Origin of the sequence: Pseudomonas laurylsulfatiphila, assembly GCF_002934665.1 — a bacterium.
Taxonomy (GTDB): Bacteria; Pseudomonadota; Gammaproteobacteria; order Pseudomonadales; family Pseudomonadaceae; genus Aquipseudomonas; species Aquipseudomonas laurylsulfatiphila.
This window is the reverse complement of the sequence record NZ_NIRS01000009.1, coordinates 194,305-209,621: the sequence shown is the minus strand read 5'-3', so window position 1 is coordinate 209,621 and position 15,317 is coordinate 194,305. Positions and strand designations below refer to the sequence as shown.

The following is a 15,317-nucleotide window of genomic DNA, read 5'->3' as shown; positions in this document are numbered from 1 at the left end:
TCTCACTTACAACCCACCACGAGCATTATTAACGCATCACGGAAGAGTATTAGATCATGCAAACCATGGATGTAAATCAATCGTTCACCGCGCAACTTTTTGTCAATAACACGCCGATAGCCATATCCCGCAAAATACTTGAAAAGAAGCTCGCGGCTCCTGAAGTCTCAGAGTATTGGGCCGGAGTCTTCCGAAAACAGCTCATCTATTCCAGCAATCTCCTGAGTTACGGCGAAGAAGTAACCCCCGAAACCTTCCTTTTCGCTTATCACGACGATGTCTATACCATCAAGATTGCAGACGAAAACGGTCAGTTCACAAATACTGCAAGCATGGAGGGTGAACTCCGCAACTTAACAGTCTTCGATGGCGATGACCCTACTTATTTTCGGATCATTCACCAGGGCGGATATGCGAAATTAGATGACATGCCAAACGAACTGAATAGAATTCGCTTACGATCCGGACCGCAACACCGGGAGGTTCTAACCTATGGCGATCAACCTAGCTTCCCGGTGCTAACCGATCTAAAGAATCGCGGCCGAACTTTGTTCCTTGAACTGAAAATCCTCCAACGCTATGTTTCACCAACACGCTGAACACACCGCTATAAGAACAATCAAAAACAAACATCCATTCTCACGGAAGAGTTATATATCATGCAAAATACAGACGAACAACAATCGTTCACCGCTAAACTTCTTGTCGGTGACAAACCGGTAGCAGAAGCCCGCAAGGTCATATCCAAGCTGCTCGAAGATCCCGAACTTGAAAATGGGTCGCGCTATTTTCTTCAAAGCATACTTGATAACGAAAACCCCCAAGAATTGAGCTACGGGGAAGGTGTCATTCCCGATATTTTCTTATTCACCTATCACGACGATGTGTACACCATCAGGATTAAAGACAGAAACGGAGTCGGACAGTTCACTAAAACTGCAAGCATGGAAGGGTCGCCTCGCAATTTGAGCATGTTTACAGGAGATGACCCAACTTACTTCCGTATCCTTAACAGTGACAGCGTTGTTGTGAAACTGGATGAAATTCCAAACGAAGTCAGTGACGTTTATCTCGTAACCGGGCCGCAACGGCGACTGGTTCACACCTATGGCGGTCCGCCCACCTTTCCAGTTTTCACTGATGACCAAAACCGCGGCGGGAGTCTTGTATCTTTCAGACTGAAGATTATTGAGCGCAACGTCCCCGGTGTAAATTGAGCAAACTGCAATAAGTCAGGGCAATAAACCTCCCGGTGTGAACCACCTCTCAGAGGTCCAGCAATGACACCCCGATGCCAGTCAGCCCTGCCGACTGGCATTTTTTCATATGAGAAGGCTCAAGGTCGGGGCTTCCCACACAACTGGTAAGACCGGTCATGCCAATCGCGCAATTTTCGCTTGCGAACCCCACAAAACAGCGCCTAGACTGCGTCTGCACTGGACATACCGGTAAGACCACAATAATTAAGTCCTGAAGCTAATGCGCGCAGCGTACGGCAGCCAGGACACCGACCAGGATTCCTCCCATGCTCAGATGGTGCTCGCGTTCAATCTTCCTCCAAGTGGTTCTCGGACTGGTGCTCGGCATCGTCTGCGGACTGACCCTTCCCGAATACTCCGCCCAACTCAAACCCCTCGGCGACGGCTTCATCAAGCTGATCAAGATGCTCATCGGCTTGATCGTGTTCTGTGTGGTGGTCAGCGGCATCAGCGGTGCCGGCGACCTGAAAAAGGTCGGGCGCATCGGTCTGAAATCGGTAATCTACTTCGAAGTGCTGACCACCATCGCCCTGGTGATTGGCCTGGTGTTCGCCTTCAGCACCGGTATCGGCAGCGGCGCGAACATTCACCTGGAGCAGCTTTCCGCAGCCGACATGGGCGATATTGCCCAGCGCAGTCAGCACATGCACACCACCACGCAGTTCTTGATGGACCTGATTCCGACTTCGGTGATCGGTGCCTTTGCCGATAACAATATCCTGCAGGTCCTGCTGTTTTCAGTGTTGTTCGGTAGTGCCCTGAATCTGGTGGGCGAGGCGGCATCGGGTATTTCGCGGCTGATCAATGAGCTCAGCCACGTGATCTTCCGCATCATGGGCATGATCGTGCGACTGGCACCGATCGGTGTATTCGGTGCGATCGCCTTCACCACCAGCAAATATGGCCTGGACTCGCTGCAGCACCTGGGCAGCCTGGTCGGCCTCTTCTACCTGACCTGTGTTGCCTTCGTGGCCCTGATTCTCGGCCTGGTGATGCGCCTTTCCGGCTTGAAAATGTGGCCGCTGCTCAAGTACCTGCGCGAAGAATTGCTGATCGTCATGGGCACCGCTTCGTCCGACGCGGTGCTGCCACAAATCATGCGCAAGCTTGAGCACCTGGGCATCGGCAGTTCGACGGTCGGGTTGGTGATTCCAACGGGTTACTCATTCAACCTCGACGGTTTCTCGATCTACCTGACCCTGGCCATCGTGTTCATCGCCAACGCCACCGGCACGCCGTTGGCCATGACTGACCTGCTGACCATTCTGCTGGTGTCGCTGATCACATCCAAAGGCGCCCACGGTATTCCCGGCTCGGCGCTGGTGATTCTGGCGGCCACCCTGACAGCTATTCCGGCAATTCCGGTGGTGGGTCTGGTGCTGGTGCTGGCCGTGGACTGGTTCATGGGCATCGGCCGGGCGCTGACCAACCTGATTGGCAACTGTGTGGCGACCGTGGCCATCGCTCGGTGGGAAAAGGACATCGATGTGCAGCGGGCGAACAAGGTACTTTCCGGCCAGGCCGGTTACACCTTTCAGCCGAGAAAACCGGTTGCTCAAGCGGCAGCCAAAGAATTCTGAATGATCGCCGTGCCTGCCGACCGCAGGCACGGCTCATGGAGCGAACAAGTGATTACCTCATCAACCGTCGTCAATTCAGTGGTAGAAAAACTTCGGGCCGCTTTGGCCCGAGGTCAGTGGCGCTCCGGCGAAATGCTGCCGGGGCAACGTGAACTGGCCGAACAACTGGGTATCAGCCGTCCGAGCCTGCGTGAAGCCGTCATCGTTCTGGAAACCCTCGGGCTGGTGCGCTCGATGCCGGGCAAAGGCGTGGTGGTGCTCGAAGCCAATCTGGCCGACAGCCAGGCGCATGACAACGCGGTGGCCGCAGCGAGCCTGGAAGACGTGCTGCAACTGCGCTACACCCTTGAGCCATTCATCGTCGGTCTCGTCGCGCAGTCCATCAGCAGCAAGGAGGTCGGGCAACTGCGTCTGACCCTGATGGACATGCGCGAAGCCCTTGAGGCCAATGACAGTGAAGCCGGCGTAACCGCCTACATCGCGTTCCACGAAGAACTGTTCACGCTGACGTCGAACCCGATCTTCCAGAGTGTGGTGCAGCAAACCAGCAATGCCCTCAAGCAAAGCGCCGAAGTGTTGCGCAACTCACCGGAGCATCTGGCCGAGCGACTTGAAGAAAACGAAGCCGTGGTGCGGGCCATCCGCAGCAAGAACAGCGCCCAGGCCAGTGCCGAGATGCGCCGGCACATTCTGCGCGAAGGCCAACGCATGGGTATCGAACTGAACATACCGGAAGACAACCTCGGCAGTTGAAACCTCTTCGAACTGGAGATCGGCCATGAACCGCTTCGCCTCGCCACAAACACTCGCCACCCTGCCCGTCCGCCCTTCAGTGGATGATCTGTATTCCCGGGTCCTCGAGGCCATTTTCGAGCAGCGCATCCATTCGGCCAGTCGCTTTACCGAAGAAAGCCTTGCGCAGATGTTCGGTGCCCGGCGCAGCGACATGCGTGATGTGCTGATGCGACTGTCCCATCAGCACATCATCCTCCTTCGCGCCAACCATCGCCCCCGCGTCGCCGAGCTTGATGCCGAGCAGACCCGGCAGACACTGCACGCCCGGCGGCTGGCCGAGGTCATGCTGGTGCGGCTGGCCGGTCAGCGAGCGAGCGCGCAAGACTTGAAGTGCCTGCGGACACTGGTCGAAAACGAGCGTCAATGCGCCGAGCGTGGCCGGGCGATTCGTTTGTCGGGAGAGTTTCATTTGCAGCTGGCACAAATGGCGGGAAATGCACCGCTAGCGCACTTTCTTGAGAGCCTTGTGCCACTGACTTCGTTGGCGATTGCGCAGTGTGAGGAGCAGATGCACAGTTGTTGTGCCTGGCAGGATCATTTGGCGATTGTTGATGCTGTTGAACGTGGAAATACTGCGACAGCGACCATGCTGATTAACCGGCATCTGGATCATCTGGAACAGACACTGCTCAATACAACCCGTGAACATTGTGTTGCCGGCTAGATCGCATCGCGGGCAAGCCCGCTCCCACAGTGTTCGTGGATGAGCACAGACATTGTGTTCAACCAGAAACCTGTGGGAGCCGGGCTTGCCCCCGATGGCGTCCTCAAAGACGCCATAAAAACCTCAGACCGCCGCCACCCGTGCAAACCCCTCACGAATTTTCTCTTCCGGCAAATCATCGGCAATGAACACGATCACGCTCTCGCGCACTTCGTCTTCAGCCCACTCGGTATCCCAGTCGAAACCATAAAGCTTCAGTACCCCCTGAAACACCATGCGCCGTGGTTCACCGAGGATGTTCAATACACCTTTGTAGCGCAGCAACTGCTTGCCATGCTCCTCCAGCAGTTCGTTCATGAACTCGCTGAGTCTGTCGATATCCAGCGGCTTTTCAGTGCGCAGGACCAGACTGGAAATACGATCGATGGATGGTGCCTGGCTGACCGGTCGCAAACTCACACCGCCACCGAGGTCGGCGTTGAGATTGAAACCGCGCACGTCAAGCAATTCAGCCAGGTCGATCTTGCCGTGGTCGACCACGCGGATCGGGGCACGACGGTTAATGCGGGTCAGGCGCTCACTCAACGCGCTAAAGGTCGGCTCGTCTACCAGATCGCGCTTGCTCACCAGTAAGCGGTCGGCGAAACCGATCTGCGCCTGGGCGATGGTCTGGGTCAGGTGCGAGTCGGCATGTGCCGCGTCGACCAGCGTGATGATGCCGTCGAGGATGTAGCGCTCGCGCAGTTCTTCATCGATGAAGAAGGTTTGCGCCACGGGTGCAGGATCGGCCAGTCCGGTGCATTCGATCACCAGGCGGTCGAAGGCAATGTCGCCCTGGTCCAGACGCTCGAGCAACAGATAAAGCGCCTTGGTCAGGTCGGTATGGATGGTGCAGCAGACGCAGCCGTTGGAGAGTGTCATTACTTGTACCGGCTCATCACCCAACAACTGGGTATCGATACCGGCGTCGCTGAATTCGTTCTCGATCACGGCGATTTTCAGGCCGTGCTCGGCCTTGAGCAGGTGGCGCAACAGGGTGGTCTTGCCGGCGCCGAGGAAGCCGCTGAGGATCGTGACCGGGATTGGAGTGAGCAAAACAAAATCTCCCTACGCTAAAAAACTGTAGGAGCGAGCTTGCTCGCGATGGACGTCAACGATAATGCGTGCTTTCTGAATACACGCGTCGCCCTTGCGTTCATCGCGAGCAAGCTCGCTCCTACACGGACTGCATCAACCGGGTTGTCGGATCAACAGCACTTCGGCCCGCCCTTGCCACCGTAACGGGCTTCCTGACGCTCCCGAAAGAACATCTCGTAGCTCATCACCGGTTTGTCCGGGTGCTTGGTCTGCATGTGCTCGACGTAGTTGTCGTAGTCGGGCATGCCGACCATCAGGCGCGCGGCCTGACCGAGGTATTTACCGAGGCGACTCAAGTCATTGAACATGATGCAAATCCTCGATCACGCTTCCGGCAGAGCCTGGAATGGCGCTTCTTTATCCGTGCGCTCTTTGCTGCCCCAGGCGGATATACCGACCTTGAGCGCATAGAACAGGATGCTGAACACCACAAACAGGAACAGAGCGGTCAGCGTTGCGTTGGTATAGGCGTTGAAGATCACGTGCTGCATTTGCGTGATGTCCTTGGCCGGGGCGAGGATCTGGCCGTTAGCCAAGGCATCGCTGTATTTTTTCGCCAGGGACAGGAAGCCGATCGCCGGGTTGGCGTCGAACAGCTTGATGAAGCCGGCGGTGGTGGTGCAAATCAGCAACCACGTGGCTGGCACCAGGGTCACCCAAATGTAGCGCTGGCGTTTCATCTTGATCAGCACCACGGTGCCGAGCATCAGCGCAATGCCGGCCAGCATCTGGTTGGAGATACCGAACAGCGGCCACAAGGTGTTGATGCCGCCCAGCGGATCGATCACGCCCTGGTACAGCAGATAACCCCACATGGCCACGCAACCGGCAGTCGCGATCAGGTTGGCGGTCCAGGATTCGGTGCGGCGCAGGGCCGGCACGAACGAGCCGAGCAAATCCTGAAGCATGAAGCGCCCGGCACGGGTACCGGCGTCGACTGCGGTCAGGATGAACAGCGCTTCGAACAGGATCGCGAAGTGGTACCAGAACGCCATGGTGTTCTCGCCCGGCAGAACACTGTGCAGGATCTGCGCAATCCCCACTGCCAGGGTCGGCGCACCACCGGCACGGGCCAGGATGGTGGTTTCACCAATATCATGGGCCACCGCCTGCAGGGCTTCCGGGGTAATGGCGAAGCCCCAGTTACTGACGGCTGTCGCAACGGCCACCACATCACCGCCGACCACGGCCGCCGGGCTGTTCATGGCGAAATACACACCAGGCTCGATCACCGACGCGGCGACTATGGCCATGATGGCCACGAACGATTCCATCAGCATGCCGCCGTAACCGATGTAGCGGGCATTGGTTTCGTTATCCAGCAGTTTCGGTGTGGTCCCCGAGGAGATCAGCGCGTGGAAACCCGAGACCGCGCCACAGGCGATGGTGATGAACAGGAACGGGAACAGACCGCCCTTCCAGACCGGGCCGGTGCCGTCGATGAACTGGGTCAGGGCCGGCATTTTCAGCTCGGGCATGGTCACCAGGATGCCGATGGCCAGCGCGACGATGGTGCCGATTTTCAGGAAGGTCGACAGGTAGTCACGGGGCGCCAGGATCAGCCACACCGGCAACACCGCGGCAACGAAACCGTAGCCGATCAGCATCCAGGTGATCTGGATACCGGTAAAGGTAAAGGCCTTGGCCCACACCGGATCCGCGGCAATCTGCCCGCCGAGCCAGATCGAACCGAGCAGCAACAGCACGCCGATCACCGAGATCTCACCGATGCGGCCCGGGCGGATGTAACGCATGTAGATGCCCATGAACATCGCGATCGGGATGGTCGCCATCACCGTGAAAATGCCCCAAGGGCTCTCGGCCAAAGCTTTCACCACGATCAGCGCCAGCACCGCGAGGATGATGATCATGATCAGGAAGCAACCGAACAGCGCGATGGTGCCGGGGATGCGGCCCATTTCTTCACGGACCATGTCGCCCAGGGAGCGACCGTTGCGGCGGGTGGACATGAACAGGACCATGAAGTCCTGCACCGAACCGGCCAGCACCACGCCGGCGATCAGCCACAGCGTACCGGGCAGGTAGCCCATCTGCGCGGCCAGCACCGGGCCGACCAACGGCCCCGCGCCAGCGATGGCGGCGAAGTGGTGACCGAAGAGAATGTGTTTATTGGTCGGAACGTAATCCAGACCGTCATTGTTGATCACGGCGGGAGTGGCCCGTCGCGCATCGAGTTGCATGACACTGTTGGCGATGAACAGACTGTAGTAGCGGTAGGCGACCAGATAGATGGCCACGGCAGCGACCACAATCCACAAGGCATTGATTGCCTCACCTCGGCGCAATGCCACGACACCCAGGGCGCACGCACCTACGATTGCCAGCACCAGCCAGGGCAGATGGCGTAGCGGGCTATTATTATTTTTCATTTTATTATTCCAGCCAGAGTGGACAAGAAAGACAGCCACCCCGAGTTTAGCGCTCCTGACGGCAAAGGCCATACCCCGACATATGTCTGGACACCTGCCAGCGCTGGCAGCCTTGAAGAATGCAGGTCTATAGTCAGCGTACATCTACGAGGATCGCGCCATGAGCGAGCACCCTGCCGAGCGTCGCCGCTTCAAACGTATTGCGTTCGATGCCCGAACTGACTTGAGTCAGGGCGAGCTCACCTGGCCGGTGGAGTTGATTGACCTGTCGCTCAAGGGGTTGCTGATCGAGCGACCCGATCCGTGGTTGGGCAATCCGCAGCAGGATTTTCTCGTCGACATTCATCTGAGCAAAGACGTCGACATCACCATGGATGCGCAACTGGCCCACGATGACCATGGCCAACTCGGCTTTGTCTGCCTGCACATCAGTCTGGAATCCATAGAACGGCTGCGGCGGCTGATCGAGCTCAACCTCGCTGATCCGCAGGAGCTGGAACGAGAATTGGGTGCGCTGATCGAAATCTGAACGTACCTCTGTGTAGGAGCTGCCGCAGGCTGCGATCTTTTGATCTGGCATTTTCAAGATCAAAAGATCGCAGCCTGCGGCAGCTCCTACAGGGAGACAGGCATTACTCGAAGAGTGCGTCGAGGGCCTGTTCCAGCCGGGTCACGGCAATAATCTGCAACCCTGCCGGCGCCTCTTTCGGCGCATTGCCCTTGGGCACGATGGCCCGCTTGAAGCCGTGCTTGGCAGCTTCTTTCAAACGCTCCTGACCACTCGGCACCGGTCGCACCTCACCGGAAAGCCCCACTTCACCGAACACCAGCAGATCGTGAGGCAGCGGCCGGTTGCGCAAACTGGACATCACCGCTGCCATCAATGCCAGGTCGGACGCCGTTTCGAGCACCTTGACCCCGCCGACCACATTGAGAAACACGTCCTGATCGTGGGTCGGAATGCCACCATGACGGTGCAGCACCGCCAGCAACATCGCCAGCCGGTTTTGATCCAGCCCCAGCGTGACCCGCCGCGGGTTGGCCAAATGACTGTCGTCCACCAGCGCCTGTACCTCCACCAACATCGGCCGCGTGCCTTCCCACGTCGCCATTACCACACTGCCCGGGACTTCTTCCTGGGCGCGGGTCAGAAAAATCGCCGAAGGGTTGGAGACTTCTTTCAAGCCCTTGTCGGTCATGCCGAACACGCCCAGTTCATTGACTGCACCGAAACGGTTCTTCACCGCCCGCAGCAGACGCAGGCGCCCGTCGGACTCGCCTTCGAAATACAGCACAGTGTCGACCATGTGTTCCAGAACCCGAGGGCCAGCCAGCGCGCCTTCCTTGGTGACGTGGCCCACCAGGAAAATCGCCGTACCGCTCTGCTTGGCATAACGCACCAGCAACGCCGCGCTTTCACGCACCTGGGACACACCACCCGGTGCCGATTGCAGTTGCTCGGTAAAGATCGTCTGGATCGAGTCGATCACCATCACCCTGGGCTTTTCCTGACGGGCCGTGGCAATGATGGCTTCGATGCAGGTTTCGGTCATGACCCGCAGTTGATCCTGAGGCAACCCCAGGCGTCGTGCACGCATGGCCACTTGCTGCTGGGATTCTTCACCGGTGACGTACAGCGCCGGCATGCTTTTGGCGAGGTTGCACAATGTTTGCAAAAGAATGGTCGACTTGCCAATGCCCGGATCGCCACCGATCAGCACCACCGAGCCATCCACCAGACCACCACCCAGAACCCGGTCGAGCTCGCTGGAAGCGGTGGAGAAGCGCGGAACTTCTTCGACACTGACTTCAGCCAGCGTCTTGATCTGCGCCTGCTGGCCGGCCCAGCCGGTACGACCGCTGGGGGCGGCTGCCCCGCCGCTTTCCACCATGGTTTCGGTAAGCGTGTTCCAGGCCCCGCATTCACCACACTGGCCGGCCCATTTTGGGAAGGTTGAGCCGCACTCGGTGCAGCCGTACATGCGCTTGGCCTTGGCCATTGGAACTCCCGGAAAAAAACGCGATGATAGCTCAGCTGAGGCACGCGAGTGCGGCCAGATATTTTGTAATCTCTTGAATGATTTCAAATGGCCATAATTCATTCGTACTTTTTAAATACGAACGCCTTACAAAAACTTTGTATAAGTTTTTACCCAACAGACTCAACAAACACTTGAGATACTCCTTACTGAACCCCTTAAAAACCTATACAAGCCTTATTATTTTACATACCTGATGCACAACTTAAAAAACACTCAAACAAAGCCGACCGCAAACTAACGAAACAGTTAACAGCATTGCAACTGCAATCAATTTTCAATACAGATTTTTTGTTTAACAACTACGCGAACAACTTCAACATCTCAACTCAACTCAACTCAACTCAACTCAAGGATGGTCCTTCAACCTGGTTCGCTCACGCAGCGAAGTCATATCGCTGAAAAAAAAGCCGAAAGCGAACCGCCGCAGAAGGGCTGGCCGGCCCACAAATGAGATCAATCGGCGAGTTCTCCATGACCACCCGGATCGATTGCGGGCAAGCACGGCAGGCCGTTGATTCGAGCAGAATGCGATTGGCTGATTTACACTGCGTTCATCAACCTCATCTGTAACAAGGAAATAACCTATGGGCGTGCTAAACGAGTTCAAGGCCTTCGCGGTCAAAGGCAACGTGGTCGACATGGCCGTCGGCATCATCATCGGCGCAGCCTTCGGCAAGATCGTCACATCGTTCGTCGGTGACCTGGTCATGCCGCCAATCGGGATGCTGATCGGAGGCGTGGACTTCAGTGATCTGGCCATTACGCTCAAGGCAGCCGAGGGTGCGACTCCGCCGGTGGTGCTGGCCTATGGCAAATTCATCCAGACCATCATCGACTTCATCATCGTCGCCCTCGCGATCTTCGTGGGCGTGAAGGCCATCAACCGCCTTAAGCGCGAAGAGGCCGTGGCCCCCAGCCTGCCGCCGGTTCCAACCAAGGAAGAAGAGTTGCTGGGCGAGATCCGCGACTTGCTCAAGGCCCAGAACAACCGGCCTTGACCGCACCCGCATAAAAACGGCGCCTTCGAGGCGCCGTTTTTTTACCAGAAGTTTTCCACCGCCACTTGACCGGGTCGCCGGCTGAGGCTCAAGTGCATGTCCCGCTGTTTAAGCAGTTTGCGCGTGTCATCGATCATCTGTGGATTGCCGCACAGCATGACCCGTGAGTGTTCAGGCGTCAGCGCAGCACCCGCGGTGCGCTCCAGTTCGCCGCTTTCAATCAGTGTGGTGATCCGCCCGTTCAATGAGCCAGGATGCTGTTCACGAGTGACCGTGGTGATGAATTGCAGTTTGTGTGCGTACTCGGCCAGATAGTCACGTTGCGTCAGCCCCGCGATCAGCTCCTGATAAGCCAGTTCCCGGGCTTCACGAACGCTGTAGACCAGGATAATCCGCTCGAATCGCTCCCAGACTTCGAAGTCCTGCAGTATCGACAGGAATGGCGCCACGCCGGTTCCGGTGGATAACAGCCATAGATCGCGCCCATCGACAAAACGGTCCGGCGTCAGGTAGCCAAAGGCCTGGCGGTCAACCAGCAATTTGTCGCCAACGACCAGCCGGCTGAGCTCGCTGGTGAACTCACCACCCGGTACGACAATGGAAAAGAACTCAAGGAACTCGTCAAAGGGTGAGGACACCATGGAGTAGGCGCGCCATACCGTGCTGCCATCAGCCCTGGTGACGCCCAACCGGGCAAACTGCCCCGCCCGAAAACGAAACCCCGCATCCCGCGTGGCACGCAGGGTAAACAGGTTCGAGGTCAACGGATGAACCTCGAGCAAGGTCTGACGGGTAAATTTTTCTTCACTGACGGACATGGAAGGCTCCAATCAAAAGATACCTCAGTGTCCCGCAAAGACGGCAGCGTAACCACAGACATTTTGTAGTGTTATTGCATGTGCAACTTATTGATTATTCGACGCGAGAAACATCAGCCAACTTAAAATGACATATGGCATTTAATATTTCACACACGGCTTAAGAACCTGACACACACTTTTCAGCCGTTAAAAGAGCAAAATCGTCGAACTACAGTTGTCGGATATATCCTACACTCCGTCTCGTGCCGGATCTCGGATCCAAAATAGCACCCTCCGGAAACATACTGTTGGAGACCCCGTATATGGAAATCTGGAAGGAGTCACAGCTTCAACTGCTTTCTCAAACACAGGACATTAATACGGCCTATCGAATATCACTGAACTTCGTCAGGAACCTTGGATATAAATTTTGTGCCTTTTCAACCATTTCAGCCAGCAGTTGCACTGATTGCTGCCCCGTCAACCTGAACAACTATCCACACGACTGGAACACACAGTATGAACAAAACAATGCCAGCGAGATTGACCCCGTAGCGGCCTATTGCAATCACTCCATGCTACCCGTGCTCTGGAGCAAAGAGCTCTTCTGCGCAACCCCATGGTTATGGCAACTGCTGCAGCAGCAAGGCTTGGCACATGGCTGGTCGCAAGCAATCCACGATGAAGAAAGCGGCCTGCGCAGCATTCTCAGCCTGGCCTGAAGCCATTGCCCGATTTCAGCCTATGAGCTGTACGAGAATCTTGGATTCTCGGTGTTCATCAGTCGCCACCTGCACGCCCTGGCGATCGGGATGCAACCAAAAAAACCGGCTCGCACTCAAGCGCCTTCCTTGTCACGGCGGGAAATCGAAGTATTGAAACTGTCGGCCGATGGCAAGACGGCCTATGAGATTGCCAGGATCCTCAATTTGAGTGAACGCACGGTCAACTTTCATGTGCACAGGGCTATCGAGAAGCTCGGCGTCAACAACAAGATGGCGGCAGTCATGGTCGCGGTCCGCTCCGGAGCCTTCTGAAAGCGCCCGACTGCGGGAAAACCTGCGGGTAATCCGATCAAAAAAAACGTACCATTTGCGGTCCCTCCTGAGTGATGGCGTGTAGACCTTCACGACGCAGTACACTCGGACGGCTCCGCCCGCTTCAACGCCTTAGGGCAGCGGGACATCCGTTGATTACCCAGAGCCCCGCCCCATGCCTTTGCTCGAAACACCCTTCGCCAGCCTCGACTTGATCCGCCAGCCAGAACAGCAGAACGAACCGCTGCAAGCTTTCGATGCGGCCGATGAATACCTGCTCAATTATCTGGCCGAACAGCAACCCACGGCCGAGATGCGGGTATTGGTGCTCAATGACAGTTTCGGCGCGTTGGCGGCCAGCCTGGCGGGCAAGGTGCGGGTGGTCAGCAGCGGTGATTCGTTCCTGGCCTTGCAAGGTCTGGAAAAGAACCTGGTGCGCAATGGCCTGGCGTTTGATGCGGTACCGAGCGTCCCCGCCAGCGAGGCCCCCGTCGGGCCATTCGACTGCGTGCTGATTCGCGTACCGAAAACCCTGGCATTGCTGGAAGAGCAACTAATCCGCCTGCAAAGGCAACTGGCACCTGGCGCCCAAGTGATCGCCGCGGCCATGATCAAGCACCTGCCCCGGGCGGCGGGCGACTTGCTGGAGCGCTACATCGGCCCCGTGCAAGCCTCGCTGGCGGTGAAGAAGGCGCGGCTATTGATTGCCACGGCGCAAGACAAAACCCCGGTTGTGTCGCCTTACCCGACGCGGTACAGACTCGACGAGCCGGCTATCGAACTGCTCAACCACGCCAATGTGTTTTGCCGCGAAGGCCTGGACATCGGTACCCGGGCGTTTTTGCCACACCTGCCGAAAAACCTCGGCTCGGCGCGGGTTGCCGATCTCGGCTGCGGCAACGGTGTCCTGGCCATCGCCAGCGCCCTGCAAAACCCCGAGGCCCACTACACGCTGGTGGACGAATCGTTCATGGCCGTGCAATCGGCCGCCGAAAACTGGCGCGCAACGTTGGGTGAACGGGAAGTGATCGTGCGTGCCGGCGATGGCCTGGCCGGCCAGGTACCGCAATCGCTTGACGTGGTGCTGTGCAATCCGCCATTTCACCAGCAACAGGTCGTGGGCGACTTCCTGGCCTGGCGGATGTTCCAGCAAGCACGCGAAGCGCTGGTTGTGGGCGGCGCGCTGTACATCGTCGGCAATCGTCACCTGGGTTACCACAGCAAGCTGGCGCGATTGTTCCGTGGCGTCGAGCAAGTGGCAGCCAATCCGAAATTCGTGATCCTCAAGGCGCGTAAGTAACAGACAAAAAAAACCCTCCGGTCGGAGGGTTGTAAATCCGCGCCTTGAGGCTGCGGGGGAGATGTCAGTGCGTCGTCAGTCCGGCCGCGTTCATGAACAGACGCATCAGGCTGGCGACGATGAACAAGGCGCCCACGCTGCCGACCCAGATCAGGGCCAACCAGCCGAGCCGCTGCCACAGCGGTTTTTTTTCGGCTTCTTCAATGTCGCGCAGGGAATGTTTGGCAGCCATAACGTCAATCCTCTTCAAGATTGATGGCGTCGCATCCGACGCCATCGCGAGCAAGCTCGCTCCCACAACAGGGCTAGTGGTAACCGTCTTCATGGGTGACCTTGCCGCGGAACACGTAGTAGCTCCAGAAGGTGTAGCCCAGGATGAACGGGATGATGAACAGCGTGCCCACCAGCATGAAACCCTGGCTTTGCGGCGGTGCGGCGGCATCCCAGATCGAGATCGACGGCGGGATGATGTTCGGCCACAGGCTGATGCCCAAGCCGCTATAACCAAGGAAGATCAGCACCAGGGTCAACAGGAACGGCGTGTAATGCGCGTTGCGGGCCACGGCGCGGATCAGGCCGTACATCGTCACCAGCACCAGAATCGGCACCGGCATGAACCAGAACAGATTCGGCATGGTGAACCAGCGTGCGGCAATTTCCGCGTGGGCCAACGGAGTCCAGATGCTGACGATGCCGATCACCGCCAGCAGTACGAAGGCCAATGGCCGTGCCAGGTCATGCATCTGCTCCTGCAACTTGCCTTCGGTCTTCATGATCAGCCAGGTGCAGCCGAGCAACGCATAGGCCACCACCAGCGCCGCGCCACAGAACATCGTGAACGGTGTCAGCCAGTCCAGTGAACCACCGGCGAACTGCCGGTTGACCACCGGCAGCCCATCGATGAACGCGCCGAGTGCTACCCCCTGGAAGAACGTCGCGGTGACCGAGCCACCGATGAACGCCTTGTCCCACAGGTGGCGCTTGTCGTCCCTGGCCTTGAAGCGGAACTCGAAGGCTACGCCGCGGAAGATCAGCCCGATCAACATCAGGATCAGCGGCAGGTACAACGCCGAGAGCACCACCGAATAGGCCAGCGGAAATGCGCCGAACAACGCCGCGCCCCCCAACACCAGCCAGGTCTCGTTGCCGTCCCAGACCGGGGCGACGGTGTTCATCATCACATCGCGATCGGTCTTGCCCGGAATGAACGGGAAGAGAATGCCGATGCCCAGGTCGAAACCGTCCATGACCACGTACATCATGATGCCGAAGATGATGATCACGGCCCAGATCAGCGGAAGATCAATACCCATGA

15 protein-coding genes and 1 pseudogene are annotated in these 15,317 nt (G+C 57.5%); 9 read left to right on the top strand and 7 right to left on the bottom strand.

The features are described 5' to 3' along the window. Nucleotides 1-56 precede the first annotated feature (56 nt). The 5 genes from CD175_RS29090 (at nt 57) to CD175_RS29070 (ending at nt 4,298) form a co-directional block, all read left to right on the top strand. The gene (locus tag CD175_RS29090; protein ID WP_104451386.1) at nt 57-599 is read left to right on the top strand and encodes a hypothetical protein; all 543 of its coding nucleotides are present in this window, start codon (nt 57-59) and stop codon (nt 597-599) included. A 60-nt stretch (nt 600-659) separates the two neighbouring features. Then, complete coding sequence (locus CD175_RS29085) at nt 660-1,217, top strand: hypothetical protein (RefSeq protein ID WP_104451385.1); 558 nt, start codon at nt 660-662, stop codon at nt 1,215-1,217. 308 nt (nt 1,218-1,525) lie between these two features. Continuing rightward, complete coding sequence (locus CD175_RS29080) at nt 1,526-2,839, top strand: C4-dicarboxylate transporter DctA (RefSeq protein WP_102702058.1); 1,314 nt, start codon at nt 1,526-1,528, stop codon at nt 2,837-2,839. A 48-nt stretch (nt 2,840-2,887) separates the two neighbouring features. Further along, nucleotides 2,888-3,592 carry a FadR/GntR family transcriptional regulator gene (locus tag CD175_RS29075; RefSeq protein ID WP_104451445.1) on the top strand — a complete coding sequence of 235 codons (705 nt, stop codon included), beginning with the start codon at nt 2,888-2,890 and terminating at the stop codon, nt 3,590-3,592. 25 nt (nt 3,593-3,617) lie between these two features. Continuing rightward, the gene (locus CD175_RS29070; protein WP_104451384.1) at nt 3,618-4,298 is read left to right on the top strand and encodes a GntR family transcriptional regulator; all 681 of its coding nucleotides are present in this window, start codon (nt 3,618-3,620) and stop codon (nt 4,296-4,298) included. 123 nt (nt 4,299-4,421) lie between these two features. Here CD175_RS29070 and yjiA read toward each other — a convergent pair whose 3' ends face one another. The 3 genes from yjiA to CD175_RS29055 form a co-directional block, all read right to left on the bottom strand. Further along, the gene (yjiA, locus tag CD175_RS29065) at nt 4,422-5,393 is read right to left on the bottom strand and encodes a GTPase (RefSeq protein ID WP_104451383.1); all 972 of its coding nucleotides are present in this window, start codon (nt 5,391-5,393) and stop codon (nt 4,422-4,424) included. Between the two features lie 152 nt (nt 5,394-5,545). Next, nucleotides 5,546-5,743, bottom strand: coding sequence for a YbdD/YjiX family protein (locus tag CD175_RS29060; protein WP_007895266.1), 198 nt, complete (start codon nt 5,741-5,743; stop codon nt 5,546-5,548). Between the two features lie 15 nt (nt 5,744-5,758). Next, a complete protein-coding gene (locus CD175_RS29055) occupies nt 5,759-7,825 on the bottom strand; it encodes a carbon starvation CstA family protein (RefSeq protein WP_104451382.1) in 2,067 nt (688 codons plus the stop codon). A 160-nt stretch (nt 7,826-7,985) separates the two neighbouring features. On the opposite strand from CD175_RS29055, the gene CD175_RS29050 reads away from it, so the two are divergent. Then, nucleotides 7,986-8,354: a PilZ domain-containing protein gene (locus tag CD175_RS29050; protein ID WP_104451381.1), complete on the top strand. Its 369-nt coding sequence runs from the start codon at nt 7,986-7,988 to the stop codon at nt 8,352-8,354. Nucleotides 8,355-8,457: 103 nt separating this feature from the next. Here CD175_RS29050 and radA read toward each other — a convergent pair whose 3' ends face one another. Beyond that, nucleotides 8,458-9,825 (bottom strand): DNA repair protein RadA, encoded by a 1,368-nt coding sequence (radA, locus tag CD175_RS29045; protein WP_104451380.1) that lies wholly within the window; start codon nt 9,823-9,825, stop codon nt 8,458-8,460. Between the two features lie 626 nt (nt 9,826-10,451). Between radA and mscL the strand changes: the two genes are divergently transcribed. After that, nucleotides 10,452-10,865 (top strand): large-conductance mechanosensitive channel protein MscL, encoded by a 414-nt coding sequence (gene mscL / locus CD175_RS29040; RefSeq protein ID WP_104451379.1) that lies wholly within the window; start codon nt 10,452-10,454, stop codon nt 10,863-10,865. 41 nt (nt 10,866-10,906) lie between these two features. Here the strand turns inward: mscL and CD175_RS29035 are convergent, their stop codons facing one another. Next, nucleotides 10,907-11,683: a ferredoxin--NADP reductase gene (locus tag CD175_RS29035; protein ID WP_104451378.1), complete on the bottom strand. Its 777-nt coding sequence runs from the start codon at nt 11,681-11,683 to the stop codon at nt 10,907-10,909. Between the two features lie 305 nt (nt 11,684-11,988). On the opposite strand from CD175_RS29035, the pseudogene CD175_RS29030 reads away from it, so the two are divergent. Together CD175_RS29030 and CD175_RS29025 are read left to right on the top strand one after the other, a co-directional pair. Continuing rightward, a pseudogene (locus CD175_RS29030) lies at nt 11,989-12,702 on the top strand (helix-turn-helix transcriptional regulator). 175 nt (nt 12,703-12,877) lie between these two features. Continuing rightward, a complete protein-coding gene (locus tag CD175_RS29025) occupies nt 12,878-14,002 on the top strand; it encodes a methyltransferase (RefSeq protein ID WP_104451377.1) in 1,125 nt (374 codons plus the stop codon). A 64-nt stretch (nt 14,003-14,066) separates the two neighbouring features. On the opposite strand, the gene CD175_RS29020 is transcribed toward CD175_RS29025, so the two are convergent. Continuing rightward, the gene (locus tag CD175_RS29020; protein WP_104451376.1) at nt 14,067-14,234 is read right to left on the bottom strand and encodes a DUF2474 domain-containing protein; all 168 of its coding nucleotides are present in this window, start codon (nt 14,232-14,234) and stop codon (nt 14,067-14,069) included. Between the two features lie 73 nt (nt 14,235-14,307). After that, nucleotides 14,308-15,315: a cytochrome d ubiquinol oxidase subunit II gene (cydB, locus tag CD175_RS29015; protein ID WP_007975775.1), complete on the bottom strand. Its 1,008-nt coding sequence runs from the start codon at nt 15,313-15,315 to the stop codon at nt 14,308-14,310. Between the last annotated feature and the right edge of the window lie 2 nt (nt 15,316-15,317).

Excerpts from the sequence above, each read along its gene's own strand:
- mscL (WP_104451379.1), top strand. The coding sequence starts at position 10,452 with ATGGGCGTGCTAAACGAGTTCAAGGCCTTCGCGGTCAAAGGCAACGTG.
- CD175_RS29020 (WP_104451376.1), bottom strand. The coding sequence starts at position 14,234 with ATGGCTGCCAAACATTCCCTGCGCGACATTGAAGAAGCCGAAAAAAAA.
- CD175_RS29025 (WP_104451377.1), top strand. The coding sequence starts at position 12,878 with ATGCCTTTGCTCGAAACACCCTTCGCCAGCCTCGACTTGATCCGCCAG.
- radA (WP_104451380.1), bottom strand. The coding sequence starts at position 9,825 with ATGGCCAAGGCCAAGCGCATGTACGGCTGCACCGAGTGCGGCTCAACC.
- CD175_RS29050 (WP_104451381.1), top strand. The coding sequence starts at position 7,986 with ATGAGCGAGCACCCTGCCGAGCGTCGCCGCTTCAAACGTATTGCGTTC.
- CD175_RS29070 (WP_104451384.1), top strand. The coding sequence starts at position 3,618 with ATGAACCGCTTCGCCTCGCCACAAACACTCGCCACCCTGCCCGTCCGC.
- CD175_RS29080 (WP_102702058.1), top strand. The coding sequence starts at position 1,526 with ATGCTCAGATGGTGCTCGCGTTCAATCTTCCTCCAAGTGGTTCTCGGA.
- CD175_RS29035 (WP_104451378.1), bottom strand. The coding sequence starts at position 11,683 with ATGTCCGTCAGTGAAGAAAAATTTACCCGTCAGACCTTGCTCGAGGTT.
- cydB (WP_007975775.1), bottom strand. The coding sequence starts at position 15,315 with ATGGGTATTGATCTTCCGCTGATCTGGGCCGTGATCATCATCTTCGGC.
- CD175_RS29055 (WP_104451382.1), bottom strand. The coding sequence starts at position 7,825 with ATGAAAAATAATAATAGCCCGCTACGCCATCTGCCCTGGCTGGTGCTG.
- CD175_RS29085 (WP_104451385.1), top strand. The coding sequence starts at position 660 with ATGCAAAATACAGACGAACAACAATCGTTCACCGCTAAACTTCTTGTC.
- CD175_RS29090 (WP_104451386.1), top strand. The coding sequence starts at position 57 with ATGCAAACCATGGATGTAAATCAATCGTTCACCGCGCAACTTTTTGTC.
- CD175_RS29060 (WP_007895266.1), bottom strand. The coding sequence starts at position 5,743 with ATGTTCAATGACTTGAGTCGCCTCGGTAAATACCTCGGTCAGGCCGCG.